Source organism: Aeromonas sp. ASNIH5, from assembly GCF_002902865.1.
Classification (GTDB): Bacteria; Pseudomonadota; Gammaproteobacteria; order Enterobacterales; family Aeromonadaceae; genus Aeromonas; species Aeromonas caviae.
Window position 1 is genome coordinate 2,328,378 of record NZ_CP026122.1, and the last position, 14,842, is coordinate 2,343,219.

Sequence of the window (14,842 nt, forward strand, 5' to 3'; positions counted from 1 at the left end):
ATCCGGCCCTTGGGTCACAGGATGGAATAAGACACCAGCCAACGTGAGCCATTCAGGATAAAGCATGCCGTACAGCTACTTATCACATCTGCGTTGCAGCAAGACCGGCGAGATAGTGGATGCCGATCAGCCCCAGCAGTTGAGCCCGGTCGGAGCCCCCTTGCTGGCCAGCTACGACCTCGAGGCCCTGAAACAGGCCTGGCACCCGGCCGCTCTGCTGGGCCGCCCCGCCAGCCTGTGGCGCTACCACGAGCTGCTGCCGGTGCGCGACCCCGCCCAGGTGATCACCCTGGGGGAAGGCTTCACCCCTCTGCTGCCCCTGCCCGCTTTCGGCAAGCAGATTGGCATTCCGGATCTCTGGATGAAGGATGAGAGCATCATCCCCACCGGTTCTTTCAAGGCCCGCGGCGCCGCGGTCGGCGTCTCCCGCGCCCGGGAGCTCGGCATCACCCACTTCGCCATGCCCACCAACGGCAACGCCGGTGCGGCCTGGGCGCTTTACGGCGCCCGCGCCGGCTTGCGCAGCACCATAGTCATGCCCCAGGCGGCACCCGCCATCACAAGACTGGAGACCTCGCTGGCCGGTGCCCGCCTCTATCTGGTGGATGGCCTCATCAGCGACGCCGGTCGCCAGGTGGCCGAGGCGGTGGCCGAGCAGGGGCTGTTCGATGCCTCCACCCTCAAGGAGCCCTATCGCATCGAGGGCAAGAAGACCATGGGGCTGGAGATCGCCGAGCAGCTCGGCTGGACCCTGCCGGACGTCATCCTCTACCCCACCGGCGGCGGGGTTGGTCTCATCGGCATCTACAAGGCGCTGCGGGAGTTGCAGGAGCTGGGCTGGGTCAAGGGGCCGCTGCCGCGACTGGTGGCGGTGCAGGCGAGCGGCTGCGCCCCCATCGTCCAGGCCTGGCAGCAGGGGGAGCGCGAGTCGCGCTTCTGGCCCGACTCCCAGACCCTGGCCTTTGGCATCAACGTACCCAAGGCGCTGGGGGATTTTCTGGTGCTGGACGCCCTCTATCGCACCGAGGGATGCGCCGTCGCGGTAGACGATGGCGCCATCCAGCGCGAGATCCGCCAGCTCGCCGCGCGCGAAGGCAGCTTCGTCTGCCCGGAAGGGGCGGCCGCCTTCGCCGCTGCCCGCCAGCTGCGGGAAGCGGGCTGGATACAGGGGGGCGAGCGGGTGGTGGTGCTCAACACCGGCGCCGGCATCAAGTACCCTGACGCCATCACGGTCGTGCCCCAGCGGCTGCGCCGCGACGGGAGGATCCCGGCATGAGCTTCGACTGGTCCTTTGTTCTCACTACCCTGCCGGCGTTCGGCCAATCGGTCTGGGTCACCCTGCAGCTCGGCGCCATCGTGATCCTCACCTCGCTCGCCGTGGCGATGCTCAATGTGACGCTGCTGAGCCTGCACAAGCCCTGGCTGAACCGGGTGATCCGCGCCTATGTGGAGCTGGCCCGCAACACGCCGCTCTTGATCCAGCTGTTCTTTCTCTACTTCGGGCTGCCGGCGCTCGGCATCTCGCTCTCCGGCTTTGCCACGGCGGTGATCGCCATGACCTTCCTCGGCGGCGGTTACCTGACCGAGGCGCTGCGGGCAGGCGTTCAGGCAATCCCCCCCAGCCAGCTGGAAGCAGGCCGGGCCATCGGCCTCTCCCGCTGGCAGCTGCTACGCCACGTCCAGCTACCCCAGGCCTGGCTCGCCAGCCTGCCGGCGCTGTTTGCCAACTTCATCTTTCTGCTCAAAGAGACCACGGTGGCTTCGGCGGTGGCGGTGCCGGAACTGCTCTACACCACCAAGAACTACATCGCCCTCTACTACAAGACCTACGAGATGCTGGCGGTGCTGACCTTGATGTGCGTGCTGATCTTTCTGCCGCTCTCCCTCGCCCTGCGCGTCGTTGAAAGGAGGCTGCAACATGGTCAGTTCGGTCATTGAACAACTGATGCAGACACCTATTGTCCAGCTGCTGCCGTCACTCGCCACCCATACACAAGAAGGGAGGGATCACTATGGCCATTCCAGTCACTGAACAGCTGACGCAGGCGCTGCCGCTGCTGGCGGTGGGTGCGGGTCAGACCCTCGCCATCTCCCTGCTCGCCATCCTGTTCGCCACCCTGGGCGGGGTCGGTTACGGCGTGCTGGCCCAGCAAGGGGGAAGGCTGACTCGGGGAGTGCTGCGGGTCTATCTGGAGCTGTTTCGGGTGGTGCCCGTGCTGGTCTGGCTCTACCTCTTCTTCTTCGGGCTGCCGATCTTCTTTGGCGTAGACATCCCGGCCTTCTGGTGCGCCGTGCTGGTGCTGGCCCTGTGGGGGGCCAGCGAGGTGGGCGAAGTGGTGCGCGGCGGCCTGGGATCCCTCGCCCGCGGCCAGCAGGAGGCTGGCCTGGCGCTCGGGCTCTCCCGCTGGCAGCTCTATCGCCACGTGCTGCTGCCCCAGGCGCTGCAACGGCTGACACCGCCGACCATCAACATCTACACCCGCATCCTCAAGACCAGCTCCCTGGCGGTGCTGATCGGGGTGGTGGAGGTGATCAAGGTGGGCCAGCAGATCATCGAGCGCACCTATGGCTCGCTGCTTATCTACGGTCTGCTGTTCCTGTTCTTTTTTCTGGTCTGCTATCCGCTCTCGCTCGCCTCGCGCCGGCTGGAGCAACAATGGGGTAACGCGGTATGACACCTCTGCTTGAACTCAATGCTGTCAGCAAACAATTCGGCCAACACCGGGTACTGGACGAGGTCAGCCTCACGGTGAACGCCGGGGAAGTGATCGTCATCCTGGGGCCGAGCGGCTGCGGCAAGAGTACCTTGCTGCGCACCCTCAACGGGCTCGAACCCATTCAGGGGGGCGACATTCGCTTCGATGGAGACAGGCTGGATGCCAGCACCGACTGGCAGCGGCTGCGCCAGCGCATCGGCATGGTGTTCCAGAGCTATCACCTCTTCCCCAACCTGACGGTGCTGGAGAACGTGCTGCTCGGCCCCCTTCAGGTGCAAAAACGGGAGCGGGCCGAGGCCCTGCTGCAGGCGGAACAGCTGCTGACCCGCATCGGCCTGTGGGAGCGGCGCCACGACTATCCACGCCAGCTCTCCGGCGGCCAGCAGCAGCGCATCGCCATCGTGCGGGCCCTGTGCATGAACCCGCAGGTGATGCTGTTTGACGAAGTGACCGCTGCGCTGGACCCCGAGATGGTGCAGGAGGTGCTGGAGGTGATCCGGGATCTCGCCGGCAGCGGCATGACCCTGCTCATCGTCACCCACGAGCTGGCGTTCGCCCAGGCGGTGGCGGATCGCATCATCTTCATGGACGGCGGCCACATCCTGGAGCAGGCCGCCCCCCATCAATTTTTCGACAATCCCAGGAGCCAGCGTGCCCGCCAGTTCCTCGCCAAGTTTTCTTATACAACTGTCAGCAAACGAAAGGAGTCAGCATGAAGATAATTACCTCGGTCCTGTTTAGCGCCCTCATCGGCCTGGGCCTCGCCAGCGGCGCCGCCCAGGCAGAAGACGGTTCCCTCGCCAAGATCAAGGCGCGGGACAAGCTCATCGTCGGCGTCTTCACCGACAAGCCGCCGTTTGGCTATGTGGACGAGAAGGGCAACTACGTCGGCTTTGACACCGATCTCGGCCGCCGCTTCGCCAAGGATCTGCTGGGGGACGAGAACAAGGTCGAGTTCGTGGCGGTGGAGCCCGCCAGCCGCATCCCCTTCCTGCAGAGCGACAAGGTGGATCTCATCCTCGCCAACATGACGGTGACCCCGGAGCGGCGGCAGGTGGTGGACTTCACCAACCCGAACCTCAAGGTCGCGGTGCAGGTGCTGGTGCCGGAAGGCAGCGACGCCAAGAAACTCGACGATCTGGCCGGCAAGCGGCTTATCGTCACCACCGGCACCACGGCCGACATCTGGCTGACCCGCAACCACCCGGACTGGAAGGTGCTCAAGTTCGAGAAGAACACCGAATCCCTGCAGGCGCTGGCCCAGGGCCGTGGCGATGCCTATGCCCAGGACAACCTGGTGCTGTTCAGCTGGGCCAAGGAGAACCCGGGCTATCGGGTGCTGCCCGAGAAGCTGGGCTCGGAAGACCCCATCGCCCCGGCGGTGAAGAAGGGCAATATCGAGCTGCGGGACTGGGTCAACGACCGTCTCGCCAAGCTGGGGGAAGAGAAGTACCTGCTCAAACTCTACGACCAGTATGTGCGCGACAAACTGAGCGCCGATACCGATCCCAACGACGTGATAGTGGAAGGAGGCAAGTGGCAGGGTTGAGCCCTGCCCCCACAGCAGTGCTGAGTGTGAAGTGTGTGATCTTTGGTTCCGTTGGTCTGCAAACCGCAAGGTTTGACCTTTCCAGGCGCCCCCTCCAGGTGGCGCCTTTTTTTTGTTTGCAAGACCCCGGCAGGCGGGACACCCGCTCTGTGAGCCAGCTCCCCCTGCCCCGGGATGCCCTGTGCCATCCTCACTGAAACGGCAGCGGGAGGAGAAACCCATGTGGATAGAGGCCGAGCCCGTCTACGGCGCCCTGGTGTCCCTGGCCATCGGGCTCATCATCGGGCTGGAGCGGGGCTGGCAGGTGCGCCAGCTCGGAGACAACCAGCGCATCGCCGGGATGCGCACCTATGGCCTCATCGGTCTGCTCGGCGGGGTCTGCGCCCTGCTGCTGCCCACCCTGGGGCCCTGGCTGGCCCTGCTCGGTCTGCTGACCGTGGTGACGGGGTGCGGCCTCTCGGTCTGGCTGGCCCTGCGCTGGCAGGGGGAGTTCGGTCTCACCAGCTCGGTGGCCATGGTGCTCACCTATCTGCTGGGGCTGATGTCGGTGCTGCAGAGCCCGAGCGAGGCGGTGGCCTGCGCCGTGCTGGCGGCCCTCCTGATGGGGCTCAAGGGCAAGATCCAGCAAGGGATGCTGTTCTTGAGCGAAATGGAGTTTCACGCCACCTTGCGTTTTCTGCTCATCTCCCTGGTGCTGCTGCCGGTGCTGCCGGATGCGGAGATGGGCCCCCTCAATGCCTTCAATCCCTTCAAGATCTGGCTCATGGTGGTGGTGATCGCCGGCATCTCGTTCTGTGGTCACTTCGCGGTGCGCCTGCTCGGCACCCGCTCCGGGCTGGTGCTCACCAGCATGCTGGCGGGGCTCGCCTCCTCCACCGCCCTCACCCTGCAATTTGCCCGCCTCAACAAGGAGCAGGGAGGGCTGGAGCGGCTGCTGGCCACCGGCATCCTGCTGGCGGGGGCCACCATGTGGCTCAGGCTGCTGGCACTGGTGCTGATCATCCACGGAGAGCTGGCGCTGCGTCTGGCCGCCCCCCTGCTGCTGCTGGCAGCCATCGTCTACGGCTTTGCGTTCTGGTTCTGGCGCCAGCGGGAAGAGATGCCGGACGGCCCGGTACAGCCCGAAACCCGCAACCCGCTGGATCTCGCCACCGCCATCAAGTTCGGTCTGCTGCTCGCCCTCATCGGCTTCATGGCCACCCTGCTGCAAAGCAAGGTGGGCAACTCCGGGGTCTATCTGCTGTCGCTGGTCTCCGGCATCACGGACGTGGACGCCATCACCCTCTCCCTCTCCCAGCTCGCCCAGAAGGAGCTGGCCCTGGAGGTGGCGGCCAGGGGCATACTGCTCGCCGGGCTGGTCAACTCCCTGGTGAAAGGGGTGCTGGCACTGGTGATTGGCGGACGCAGCCTGGGGCGGCGGGTCTTGCTCCCCTACCTCGTCTCCATCCTGCTCATCCTGCCCCTTGTCCTGTGACGTGATGGCGTGATGACAGGATGACAGGATGACGGGGATCACCTGACGGGCCCGGCACTCTGACACCCCCTCCCCTTGTCGCGTATACTGCCCCCTCTTGCAGCAGGAGGAGATGACCATGGCAAGCGACTGGGACAAGGTACTGGCGGGGGGCGCCCTGGACAGCCAGAGCGAGGAGATAGCGAACGACCGCATTCGCGGCCAGGCGCTGCTGAGCCGGCTCAACGCCTCACCGGCGGGGGATCACGTCCTGCGCCAGCAGATCTGCCGCGACCTCTTCGCCCACTGCCCCGACTCCTGCTGGATCAGCACCCCCTTCACCTGCGAATTCGGCCGCAACATCCACATCGGCGAGAAGACCTTCTTCAACTTCAACGTCACCATACTCGACGTGGGCGAGGTGCACATCGGCAACCATGTGCTGCTGGCCCCCAACGTACAGATCTACACCGCCACCCACGCCCTGGATCATCTGGAGCGACGCAACTGGACCGCCTACAACAAGCCGGTGCGGATCGGCGATGACTGCTGGATTGGCGGCGGGGCCATCATCTGCCCCGGCGTCACCATAGGGCCCCGCTCCATCATAGGGGCTGGCGCCGTGGTCACCCGGGACATCCCGGCGGACTCCCTGGCGGTGGGCAATCCGGCCCGGGTGATCCGCACGCTACACCCGGGCGAGACCCGGGATCCGGCGCTGCTGTCATGATGGCCCTTGCCCTGCTGCCCCTGGGTTGGGCAGGCTGGCTCGGCCTGCACGATGCCAACTGGTGGCCGCTGGCCCTGATCCTGCTGATGAGCCTGCTGGCCCTGGCTGCCTACGCCTGGGACAAGCGCCAGGCCATTCGTGGCGGCTGGCGCGTGCCCGAGGCCCGCCTGCACCTGCTTGAGCTGTGCGGCGGCTGGCCCGGCGCCCTGGTCGCCCGCCAGTGGCTGCGCCACAAGACCCAGAAGGGGAGCTACCGCCTGCGGTTCTGGGCCATCGTCTGGGGGCAGTTGCTGCTGCTCGGGATCTGGCTCGGCTGGCCGCTCTGGCCGCTCTGAACAACCAGGCGGGCATTGCCGCCCAGGGTCGGGTATGAGACAACGACAGCGCGGGAGACAGATCCTCTCGTTCAAATCTTGAAAGGAGTCATTCATGACCATGTGGACAGGTATCGTCCTGATCGTCTTTATCAGCGTGTCGTTCAGCTATCTCACCAAGCGCGCCCGCTACCAGATGGGGGATGCCCGCATTACCGACCGTCTTGGCAAGCAGGACATGATCATCAAGGAGTTGCAGGAGCGCATCGCCAATCTGGAGGCCATCGTCATCGAGGAGGAGAAACGCCGCCCGTTCAAGGATCTCTGATCCGGCAAGCCGGGTGGCAAACCAACCAGCCCCCGGGCTGCAAGGGTTTGCCGCCGCCCCCGTTCGCACCCGCTCGCCCTCTGCCTGGCAAAACGAAATTTACAGCAGGATCAATCCCCTGTCATTTTTCGGCTGAATGATCGCCAAGCTGGCCCGTTCCCTGCTCCGTCATGACATCAGTCGTACGGAGAGTGACATCATGATCGCCATCGGCACCCTGCTTCCCCTCGCCTCCCTTGCCATCAAGCTCGGCAGCAAGCTGCTGGGCGACGGCACGCCGCCCGCCCAGACCGAGCCTGCCGTGCAGGAAGAGCACCTTGCCCCCACGGTGCAGAGCCTGTTCCAGCGCCTTGGCATCCAGGAGGCTGACAGCGAGCAGAACCGCCCTGCCATCAACCACTTCATGGGGGCGCTGATGCAGACCCTGGGCTAGGAATCCTCGGGCCAGTCGCTGCCCCAGGCCATCGATGCCGCCCGCATCCAGTTGGCAGACGGCACCCAGAGCACCCGCCTCGACGCGCTGCAGAGCGAGCTCGACACCCTCAAAGGCTCCCTTGGCAACAGCGACCTCAACCTCGATCAGCTGCTCTACGCCTTCAAGCAAACCCTGCCCAATGGCAAGGGGGAAGGTGTCGGCAAACTGCTCAATGCCAGCGCGTGAACGGGAGTGGAACCATGAAAAACGGCAACCTGGAGGTTGCCGTTTTTGTCGGGCCGGATCCCATGATGTCACGCTAGGACTGTGAAGGGGGCGGGTTCAGCATGGCGCCGGCAAGCGCGCTCTGCCCGCGATCCTGCAGGGCATTGGCAGCTCCCAGGCGATCCGCCGCCTCCTTGTTCTGACCCAGCTTGAACTTGCCGACCAGCCGCTCAATCTCGATCTCTATGCCCACCACGGCCTGCACCATGGTCTCGAGATAGTCTCTCGGTGCATCCGCCATCTTCCAGGGAATGGACTCTCCCGCCTCGTGGGTACGGGTCAGGGCCGCGAGCAAGCGACGCACGAAGCGGGCATCGTCCCTCACCCGGATACGGCCATGGGCGTGCACCACGGCATAGTTCCAGGTGGGCACCTGCTGGTGATGCACCTGCTTGCCCGGATACCAGCTGGGGGAGATATAACCCTCGGCGGCCCGGAAGATCACCAGCACCTCGTCGCCGTCTTTCACCTCCTGCCAGAGCGGGTTGTTGCGGGCCACATGGGCCCGCAGCACACCGTGGGCCCCCTGCGCCCCATCGAACTCGAACGGCAAGTGGTTGGCATCCAGCCCCCCTTCACCACAGGTGATCAGGGCCCCCAGGGGGTTCGCCTGCATCAGCTGGTGCAGCGCCTCGGGGTCGGTAACGGCGAAATGGGGTGGCAGGTACATGGGAACTCCTTGATCCGGTTGACGCGTCCATACGCATTGCAGCGGGATCATGCCCTGCCCGGCGCGGGCCGTCACCCTGAATGTGCCCCACTGAGCCAGTTCATTGCCGCAGGTGGCCGCAATGCCACATCATCATCCACAAGCGCGATATAACACCCTATGTTCACGATGCGAATATCACTTTAACAGCCCAAGTGAATGGAAAAACAACATCAATGACAAAGATAATTCCGCTTTACACCCCGCCCCCCTTCGCCAGATAGCCAATACGGTAGATCTCGCCCCCGCCAGGCAAGGGCGATGAGAGGGACGGGAGAAAATCCGCCTCCAGCCATTCCCATCGGGTGAGATCCCAGCCGCTCACCATGGCCTCGCCGTGCAGGTCGGCCAGCTGGTCGTGGGAAGCGACCTTGGTGCGCCGCAGCCTGGCCATGCAAGCCCCGTCGAGGGAGGCCGGATCCGGCGCCCGCAGCAGATGCCAGGTCTCGATGCGGGGCCAGCCGAAATGCCGGGTGAGCGCCGCGAATCCCTCGCTTGCCAGGAATCGGTGCATCGCCTCGGCGCTGTGCCACACATAGAAGGGGGCATAGCGGTTCTCCTGCCCCGGCAGGGCCCCATCGTCCTGACGGCTGTAGAGATAGGCCTTGAACAACAGACCGGGAAAGCCGTCCAGTCTGGCGCCATTGCTGGCGATCCGCTGCTCGATCAGCGCCATGTCGTAGTCTGCGGGCAGGGTGAATCGGTAGTGCATGGCGATCATGAGGCCACCTCCTGTCTGAACATCCGGCCCTGGCCGAAACTCCACGCCTCGGCATCGGTCTGCTGGATCACCACCATGAGGTTGTCGGGGTGGATCCCAAGCTCGGCCTCAAGGCGCTCGGCGAGACGTGCATAAAGCCGCTCCCTGGTCGCGGTGCTGCGCACCTTGCCCGCCAGGATCTGGAAGAGGATGAAACCTTGGTCCCGGCGGCCGGTCTGGTAGTGGGGGTCATAGATGAGCGCACTGGCAGGCAAGATCTCGAGGATCTGGAATTTATCCTTCGGCGGCACCTCGAACACCTCCACCAGGGTCTGGTGGTAGAGGGCGCTGAGTTGCTGCAGGTGTGCGTCGCTCATCCCCTCGCACAGGGTGATGCGGGTCAGCGGCATGGGGTCACCTCCTCGCGGGGGGGCAGATAGCCCACGGCCGTCACTGCGGCGGGCAAACCGGCGTAGAAGGCAAGATGGGTAAACAGCTCTTCCAGCTCATCCCGGGACAGGCCGTTTTGCCGGGCGAATGCAATATGCCAGGGCAGTTGTTGCACCCGGCCCAGTGACGCCAGGATGGCCAGGGTGATCAGGCTGCGCTCGCGTGCCGAGAGGGTGGGGCGCTGCCAGATATCGCCAAACAGCGTCTCTTCCGCCAGTCGGGCGAGTCGGGGGGCAAGCTGCGCCAGGGCGGCGCGATCGGGAACATTGGGTGTCATGGCAATCTCCTTGGTAGATGAAGCCACTCTCCCTCACTGCTACAATTTAAAAAATCGAAATATTCAAGACCAATCATCCCGATTATGAGGATAGTTATGTCACCCCTTCCCCCCAGTCTGGATCTCGATGCCCTGCGCAGCTATGTGCTGGGGCTGGAGTGCGGCAGCTTTGCGCTGGCGGCGCAGCGGCTGTGCCGCTCCACCTCGGCGGTCAGCGCCCAGTTGAAAAAACTCGAACAGCAGTGCGGCACCGATCTGGTCATGAAGCAGGGACGTCACCTGGTGCCGACAGCCAGCGGTGAGCGCCTGCTGGGCTACGCCAAGCGGCTGCTGGCGCTCAATGACGAAGCCGTGCTCGCCCTCAAAGGGGAACTGCTGCAAGGGGAGATCCGGCTCGGGGTGCAGGAGGACTTCGGTGAATCTTTGCTCCCCGCCGTGCTGGGGCCCCTCTGTCGCCAGCACCCGGCCCTGCGCATGACGACCCGCATCGATCGCAACGGGGCTCTGGTGCAGGGGATCAGGGAGGGCACCCTCGACATGGCTCTCGCCTGGCAGCCACAGGGAGAGCGGGAGGATCTTCCCCTCATCAAGGTGGTGCAACTGGCCTGGATTGCCCACCCCGAGTGGGACCCCGTCCCTTTGCTCGCGCGCGGGGAGCCCCTGCCCCTGGTGCTCTTCGATGCCCCCTGCCTGATGCGGGCACGGGCCATCCGCGCCCTCGACGATGCCGGGATCCCCTGGCGGATCGCCTTCACCAGCCAGAGCCTGGGGGGGATCTGGGCCGCCGTGCAGGCCGGGCTCGGGATCACGGTGCGTTCCCCCATCGGCATGCCGGCCAGTCTCGCCACCCTCGGCGGCGTGCTGCCCTCACCGGGTACCCTGGGGGTGGTGCTGCTCGCCGCCAGCCATGAAACCGACGAGGCCAGGAGCCAGTTGCAACGACTGCTCACGGACGCCGTACATCATGCCAGCGCCGGACACAGGGGCTGAACAGCGCCTGGTCAACGCGCCCCACGGCGCCTAGGCGTACCCATAAAAAAAACGGCAACCCTGAGGTTGCCGTTCTGCCTTCTAATTCCCATGGCAAGCCGGTTGGCTTAACCCGCCCGCTTGCTCAGCCAGGCTTCGGCGGCGGTGAGGGCCGATTCGATCTGCTCGCGGGCGACGCCGCCTTTGGCGACCCGCTTGGCCAGGGTCGCTTCCAGTTCCAGATTGGGGTAGACGTCGAACTCGATCACCGGGCTAAAGCGCTGGAACTCGCCGATGGTCAGCTCTTCCAGCGGCTTCTTCACCTGAATCGCGTAGACCACGGTTTCGCCGACGATATGGTGCGCTTCACGGAACGGAATCCCCTTGGCCACCAGATAGTCCGCCAGCTCGGTGGCGTTGGCGTAGCCGCCCTGGGCCGCCGCCATGGTGCGCTCGCCATTGACCTTCAGATCGATCAGCACCAGCGCCGCCATATCGAGGCAGTCGTGCCAGGTGTCGAGGGCATCGAACAGCCCCTCTTTGTCTTCCTGCATGTCCTTGTTGTAGGCCAGCGGCAACGCCTTGAGGCTCATCAACATACCCATCTGGGCGCCGACCACCCGGCCGGTCTTGCCACGAATGAGCTCCAGCGCGTCCGGGTTCTTCTTCTGGGGCATCAGGGACGAGCCGGAGGTGACCGCATCTGAGAGCTCGACAAAGCCCGCCTCGCCGGTGTTGTAGAAGATGAGGTCTTCGGCAAACCGCGACAGGTGGGTCATGGACAGCGACGCGACGTGCATCAGCTCCACCACGTGATCCCGGTCGGAGACCGAATCCAGGCTGTTGCGGGTGGCGCCGCTAAAGCCCATGTCGAGCGCCAGCGCCTCCCGGTCGATGGCATAGGCGGTGCCCGCCAGGGCGCCGCAGCCGAGGGGGCTGGTGTCGAGGCGCTTGAGGGCATCCTGCAGACGGGAATGGTCCCGCTCCAGCATCTCCACATAGGCCAGGGCCCAGTGGGCGTAAGTGACCGGCTGGGCACGCTGCAGGTGGGTGTAACCGGGCAGTACCGCGGCCTGGTTGGCACGGGCAGAGGCGACTAGCCCTTGTTGCAGGGCGGTAATGGAGGCGAGCAGCAGCTCCCCTTGCGCTTTGCACCAGAGCTTCAGGTCGGTGGCGACCTGATCGTTGCGCGAGCGACCGGTGTGCAGCTTCTTGCCAAGGGCGCCGACGGCGTCGATGAGCTGGCTCTCGACCCAGGAGTGGATGTCTTCGGCGTCCGAGTTCAGGATCTGCTGGGGATCCTGCTGCACGGAGGCGAGCAGCACTTCCATCGCCTGCTGCAACTTGGCCTGCTCATCGGCGGTCAACACCCCCACCTTGACCAGCGCTTTGGCCCAGGCCATGGAGCCTTGAATATCCTGCTCCGCCAGACGGTAGTCGAACCGCAGCGAATCGTTGAACTGCTTGAACCGGCTATCGGCTCCCTGACTGAAGCGTCCACCCCAAAGTGCCATACTGCTCTCCTTGAATGCGTTGTCGGCGGCGCCTTGCGCCGTCGAACTTGAAATCTTGCCCTGTTTTTCTGCGAGCCTGTTATCTCACAGAAGCGGCCAGGGCGCAGCCGCTCTTGTCACACCCGATGAGGATGGCAAAGGGCCTCTCTACCTGTAAAAGAGGGGGCCATGCCCCCTCGAATCAACGGGTGATAGCGCTTGCTTAGCCGTGGGTATGGTCGCCACCGATGGCTTGATGCTGCTCTTTCATGGCGCGGATCCGGCTCGCCAGGGTGTAGAGACGGATGAAGCCTTCGGCATGGCTCTGGTCGTACACTTCGTCGGCACCGAAGGTGGCGAAGTCTTCGGAGTACAGGCTGTTCGGCGACTTCTTCTGCACCGCGGTGACCTGACCCTTGTACATCTTCAGCACCACTTCACCGTCGAGCTCCTCGGCGATGGCGTTGGCGGAGGCGACAATGGCCTTGCACAGTGGGGTGAACCAGCGACCGTCATACACCAGGTGGGAGAACTCGGCACCCAGCTTTTCCCGCCAGGCGCGGGTCGGTCTGTCCAGTACCAGCTCTTCCACGGCGCGCAGTGCGGCAACCATTACGGTACCACCCGGGGTCTCGTAGCAGCCACGGGACTTCATGCCCACCATCCGGTTCTCGGTGATGTCGATCCGGCCCACGCCGTGCTTGCCGGCACGCTCGTTCAGGGTGGTCAGGATCTGGTGCGGGCTGAGCGGCTGATCGTCAACGGCGACCACTTCGCCCTTGGCCACGGTCAGCTTGACGTATTCCGGCTCGTTCGGGGCATCCTCTGCAGAGACGGTCCACTGCCAGACGGCTTCGGACGGCTCGTTCCAGGTGCTCTCCAGCTCGCCACCCTCGGTGGAGATGTGCCAGGCGTTGGCGTCGCGGCTGTAGATCTTCTTCAGGGTCGCCTTGCAGGGGATGTTGCGGGCTTCCAGATAGGCCAGCAGATCTTCCCGGGAGCGCATGTCCCACAACCGCCACGGGGCGATCACTTTCAGTTGGGGAGCCAGGGCAGCTACCGCCCCTTCGAACCGCACCTGGTCGTTGCCCTTGCCGGTGCAACCGTGGGAGATGGCATCAGCCCCTTCTGCCAGGGCAGCCTCGACCATCGCCTTGGCGATCACCGGACGGGCCATGGAGGTACCCAGCAGGTAGGTGCCTTCATAGACGGCGCCGGTCTTCAGGGTCGGGTAGACGTACTCTTTGACGAACTCTTCCCGCAGATCCTTGACGATGCACTTGACCGCGCCGGAGGCGATGGCCTTCTGCTCGATCCCTTCCAGATCGTCACGCTCCTGGCCCACGTCGGCGACGAAGGCGATGATTTCAGCGTCATAGTGCTCCTTCAGCCAGGGAATGATGGCCGAGGTATCCAGTCCGCCCGAGTAAGCCAGTACGATCTTGTTGATTCCGCTCATTTACTTCTCTCCGTGATGATTCGATAAAAAGGGGTGATTCCGGGTCGGTTGCCGGATTACTTCTGGCCCTGTCCGAACAGGGTCAGCAGCACGGCGTTCTGGATATGCATCCGGTTTTCTGCCTCATCCATGATGAGGGAGGCTGGGCCGTCCATGACCTCCGAGGTGATCTCCAGCTCCCGGTGGGCCGGCTGGCAGTGCAGCACGTGCTGGATGCCGGTCCGATCGAGCAGGGCCTGGTTGATCTGATAAGGCATGAAGATATCTTTTACCTGCTCCATTGGTGTGTTGTCACCCATAGAAACCCAGGTATCGGTATAAACCACGTCAAAGCCTTCGATATCCGCGACATCATCGCTGATATGTATGGTCGCGCCAGATTGAGCTGCCAGCGCCTGGGCCTGCAGGAAGATCTGGGTATCCGGGCCATGGCCTTTCGGGCAGACCAGGGTCACGTCGGTACCGAGGGTAGCCCCCAGCAGCAGCAGGGAGTGGCTCACGTTGTTGCCATCGCCGAGATAGGCCAGCTTCACCTTGGACAGGTCGCTGTAGTGCTCGCTGATGGTCATGAAATCCGCCAGCCCCTGGCAGGGGTGGTAGAGGTTGCACAGGCTGTTGACCACAGGCACCGAGCCGAACTCGGCCAGCTCGACCAGGGTCTGGTGATCGAACACCCGGGCGACGATGGCGTCACACCAGCGGGACAGGTTGCTGGCGAAATCCTTCACCGACTCCCGCTTGCCGAGCGCGCCGTTCTGCTGATCCAGATAGACGCAGTGACCACCCAGTTTGGCGATGCCGATGTCGAAGGTGACCCGGGTACGCAGGGAGGGCTTCTCGAACAGGGTGACCACGCTCTTGCCCGCCAGGGCCTGGCTGTATTTCTTCGGATCGGCCTTGATCGCCTTGCCAAGCGCCAGCAGCGCCTCGATCTGGGCCTTGCTTAAATCACTGTCTTTCAGAAGATGTTGCATCGGATTGTCCTTTTCCCGGT

General features: G+C 64.3%; 17 protein-coding genes and 1 pseudogene. 11 read left to right on the plus strand and 7 right to left on the minus strand.

The window, feature by feature from the left end:
- Positions 1-64: 64 nt before the first annotated feature.
- The 10 genes and pseudogenes from C2U30_RS10725 (at position 65) to C2U30_RS10770 (ending at position 7,752) form a co-directional block, all read left to right on the plus strand.
- On the plus strand, positions 65-1,276 hold the full coding sequence (locus tag C2U30_RS10725) for a threonine synthase (RefSeq protein ID WP_103243726.1): 1,212 nt from the start codon (positions 65-67) through the stop codon (positions 1,274-1,276).
- Positions 1,273-1,938: an amino acid ABC transporter permease gene (locus tag C2U30_RS10730; protein WP_103243727.1), complete on the plus strand. Its 666-nt coding sequence runs from the start codon at positions 1,273-1,275 to the stop codon at positions 1,936-1,938. The genes C2U30_RS10725 and C2U30_RS10730 overlap by 4 nt, the downstream gene beginning before the upstream one ends.
- Positions 1,939-2,012: 74 nt before the next feature.
- Positions 2,013-2,675 carry an amino acid ABC transporter permease gene (locus C2U30_RS10735; protein WP_103243728.1) on the plus strand — a complete coding sequence of 221 codons (663 nt, stop codon included), beginning with the start codon at positions 2,013-2,015 and terminating at the stop codon, positions 2,673-2,675.
- Entirely contained in the window at positions 2,672-3,433 is a 762-nt protein-coding gene (locus C2U30_RS10740; protein WP_103243729.1) for an amino acid ABC transporter ATP-binding protein, read from the plus strand. The genes C2U30_RS10735 and C2U30_RS10740 overlap by 4 nt, the downstream gene beginning before the upstream one ends.
- Positions 3,430-4,266 (plus strand): transporter substrate-binding domain-containing protein, encoded by an 837-nt coding sequence (locus tag C2U30_RS10745; RefSeq protein WP_039040560.1) that lies wholly within the window; start codon positions 3,430-3,432, stop codon positions 4,264-4,266. The genes C2U30_RS10740 and C2U30_RS10745 overlap by 4 nt, the downstream gene beginning before the upstream one ends.
- A gap of 220 nt (positions 4,267-4,486) precedes the next feature.
- A complete protein-coding gene (locus tag C2U30_RS10750; protein WP_103243730.1) occupies positions 4,487-5,740 on the plus strand; it encodes an MgtC/SapB family protein in 1,254 nt (417 codons plus the stop codon).
- Positions 5,741-5,858: 118 nt separating this feature from the next.
- Complete coding sequence (locus C2U30_RS10755) at positions 5,859-6,449, plus strand: sugar O-acetyltransferase (RefSeq protein ID WP_052815541.1); 591 nt, start codon at positions 5,859-5,861, stop codon at positions 6,447-6,449.
- Positions 6,446-6,784 carry a DUF1294 domain-containing protein gene (locus tag C2U30_RS10760; RefSeq protein ID WP_103243731.1) on the plus strand — a complete coding sequence of 113 codons (339 nt, stop codon included), beginning with the start codon at positions 6,446-6,448 and terminating at the stop codon, positions 6,782-6,784. The genes C2U30_RS10755 and C2U30_RS10760 overlap by 4 nt, the downstream gene beginning before the upstream one ends.
- Before the next feature lie 94 nt (positions 6,785-6,878).
- Positions 6,879-7,091 (plus strand): hypothetical protein, encoded by a 213-nt coding sequence (locus C2U30_RS10765; protein ID WP_043154852.1) that lies wholly within the window; start codon positions 6,879-6,881, stop codon positions 7,089-7,091.
- 199 nt (positions 7,092-7,290) lie between these two features.
- Positions 7,291-7,752, plus strand: a pseudogene (locus C2U30_RS10770) (hypothetical protein).
- A 73-nt stretch (positions 7,753-7,825) separates the two neighbouring features.
- Here C2U30_RS10770 and C2U30_RS10775 read toward each other — a convergent pair.
- From C2U30_RS10775 to C2U30_RS10790, 4 genes are all read right to left on the minus strand, one after another.
- Complete coding sequence (locus tag C2U30_RS10775; RefSeq protein WP_103243732.1) at positions 7,826-8,461, minus strand: FMN-binding negative transcriptional regulator; 636 nt, start codon at positions 8,459-8,461, stop codon at positions 7,826-7,828.
- Positions 8,462-8,696: 235 nt separating this feature from the next.
- Positions 8,697-9,221 carry a DUF4865 family protein gene (locus C2U30_RS10780; RefSeq protein ID WP_041211696.1) on the minus strand — a complete coding sequence of 175 codons (525 nt, stop codon included), beginning with the start codon at positions 9,219-9,221 and terminating at the stop codon, positions 8,697-8,699.
- Entirely contained in the window at positions 9,218-9,610 is a 393-nt protein-coding gene (locus C2U30_RS10785) for a tautomerase family protein (RefSeq protein WP_010675683.1), read from the minus strand. The genes C2U30_RS10780 and C2U30_RS10785 overlap by 4 nt, the downstream gene beginning before the upstream one ends.
- Positions 9,601-9,927, minus strand: a complete 327-nt coding sequence (locus C2U30_RS10790; RefSeq protein WP_103243733.1) for a carboxymuconolactone decarboxylase family protein — start codon at positions 9,925-9,927, stop codon at positions 9,601-9,603. Before C2U30_RS10790 ends, C2U30_RS10785 begins: the two co-directional genes overlap by 10 nt.
- 96 nt (positions 9,928-10,023) lie before the next feature.
- On the opposite strand from C2U30_RS10790, the gene C2U30_RS10795 reads away from it, so the two are divergent.
- The gene (locus C2U30_RS10795; protein ID WP_103243734.1) at positions 10,024-10,917 is read left to right on the plus strand and encodes a LysR substrate-binding domain-containing protein; all 894 of its coding nucleotides are present in this window, start codon (positions 10,024-10,026) and stop codon (positions 10,915-10,917) included.
- A gap of 107 nt (positions 10,918-11,024) precedes the next feature.
- Here the strand turns inward: C2U30_RS10795 and argH are convergent, their stop codons facing one another.
- The 3 genes from argH to C2U30_RS10810 form a co-directional block, all read right to left on the minus strand.
- Positions 11,025-12,410, minus strand: a complete 1,386-nt coding sequence (gene argH / locus C2U30_RS10800; RefSeq protein WP_103243735.1) for an argininosuccinate lyase — start codon at positions 12,408-12,410, stop codon at positions 11,025-11,027.
- Between the two features lie 202 nt (positions 12,411-12,612).
- Positions 12,613-13,848 (minus strand): argininosuccinate synthase, encoded by a 1,236-nt coding sequence (locus tag C2U30_RS10805; protein ID WP_010675687.1) that lies wholly within the window; start codon positions 13,846-13,848, stop codon positions 12,613-12,615.
- 56 nt (positions 13,849-13,904) lie between these two features.
- Positions 13,905-14,822, minus strand: coding sequence for an ornithine carbamoyltransferase (locus tag C2U30_RS10810; protein ID WP_199767363.1), 918 nt, complete (start codon positions 14,820-14,822; stop codon positions 13,905-13,907).
- Positions 14,823-14,842 lie beyond the last annotated feature (20 nt).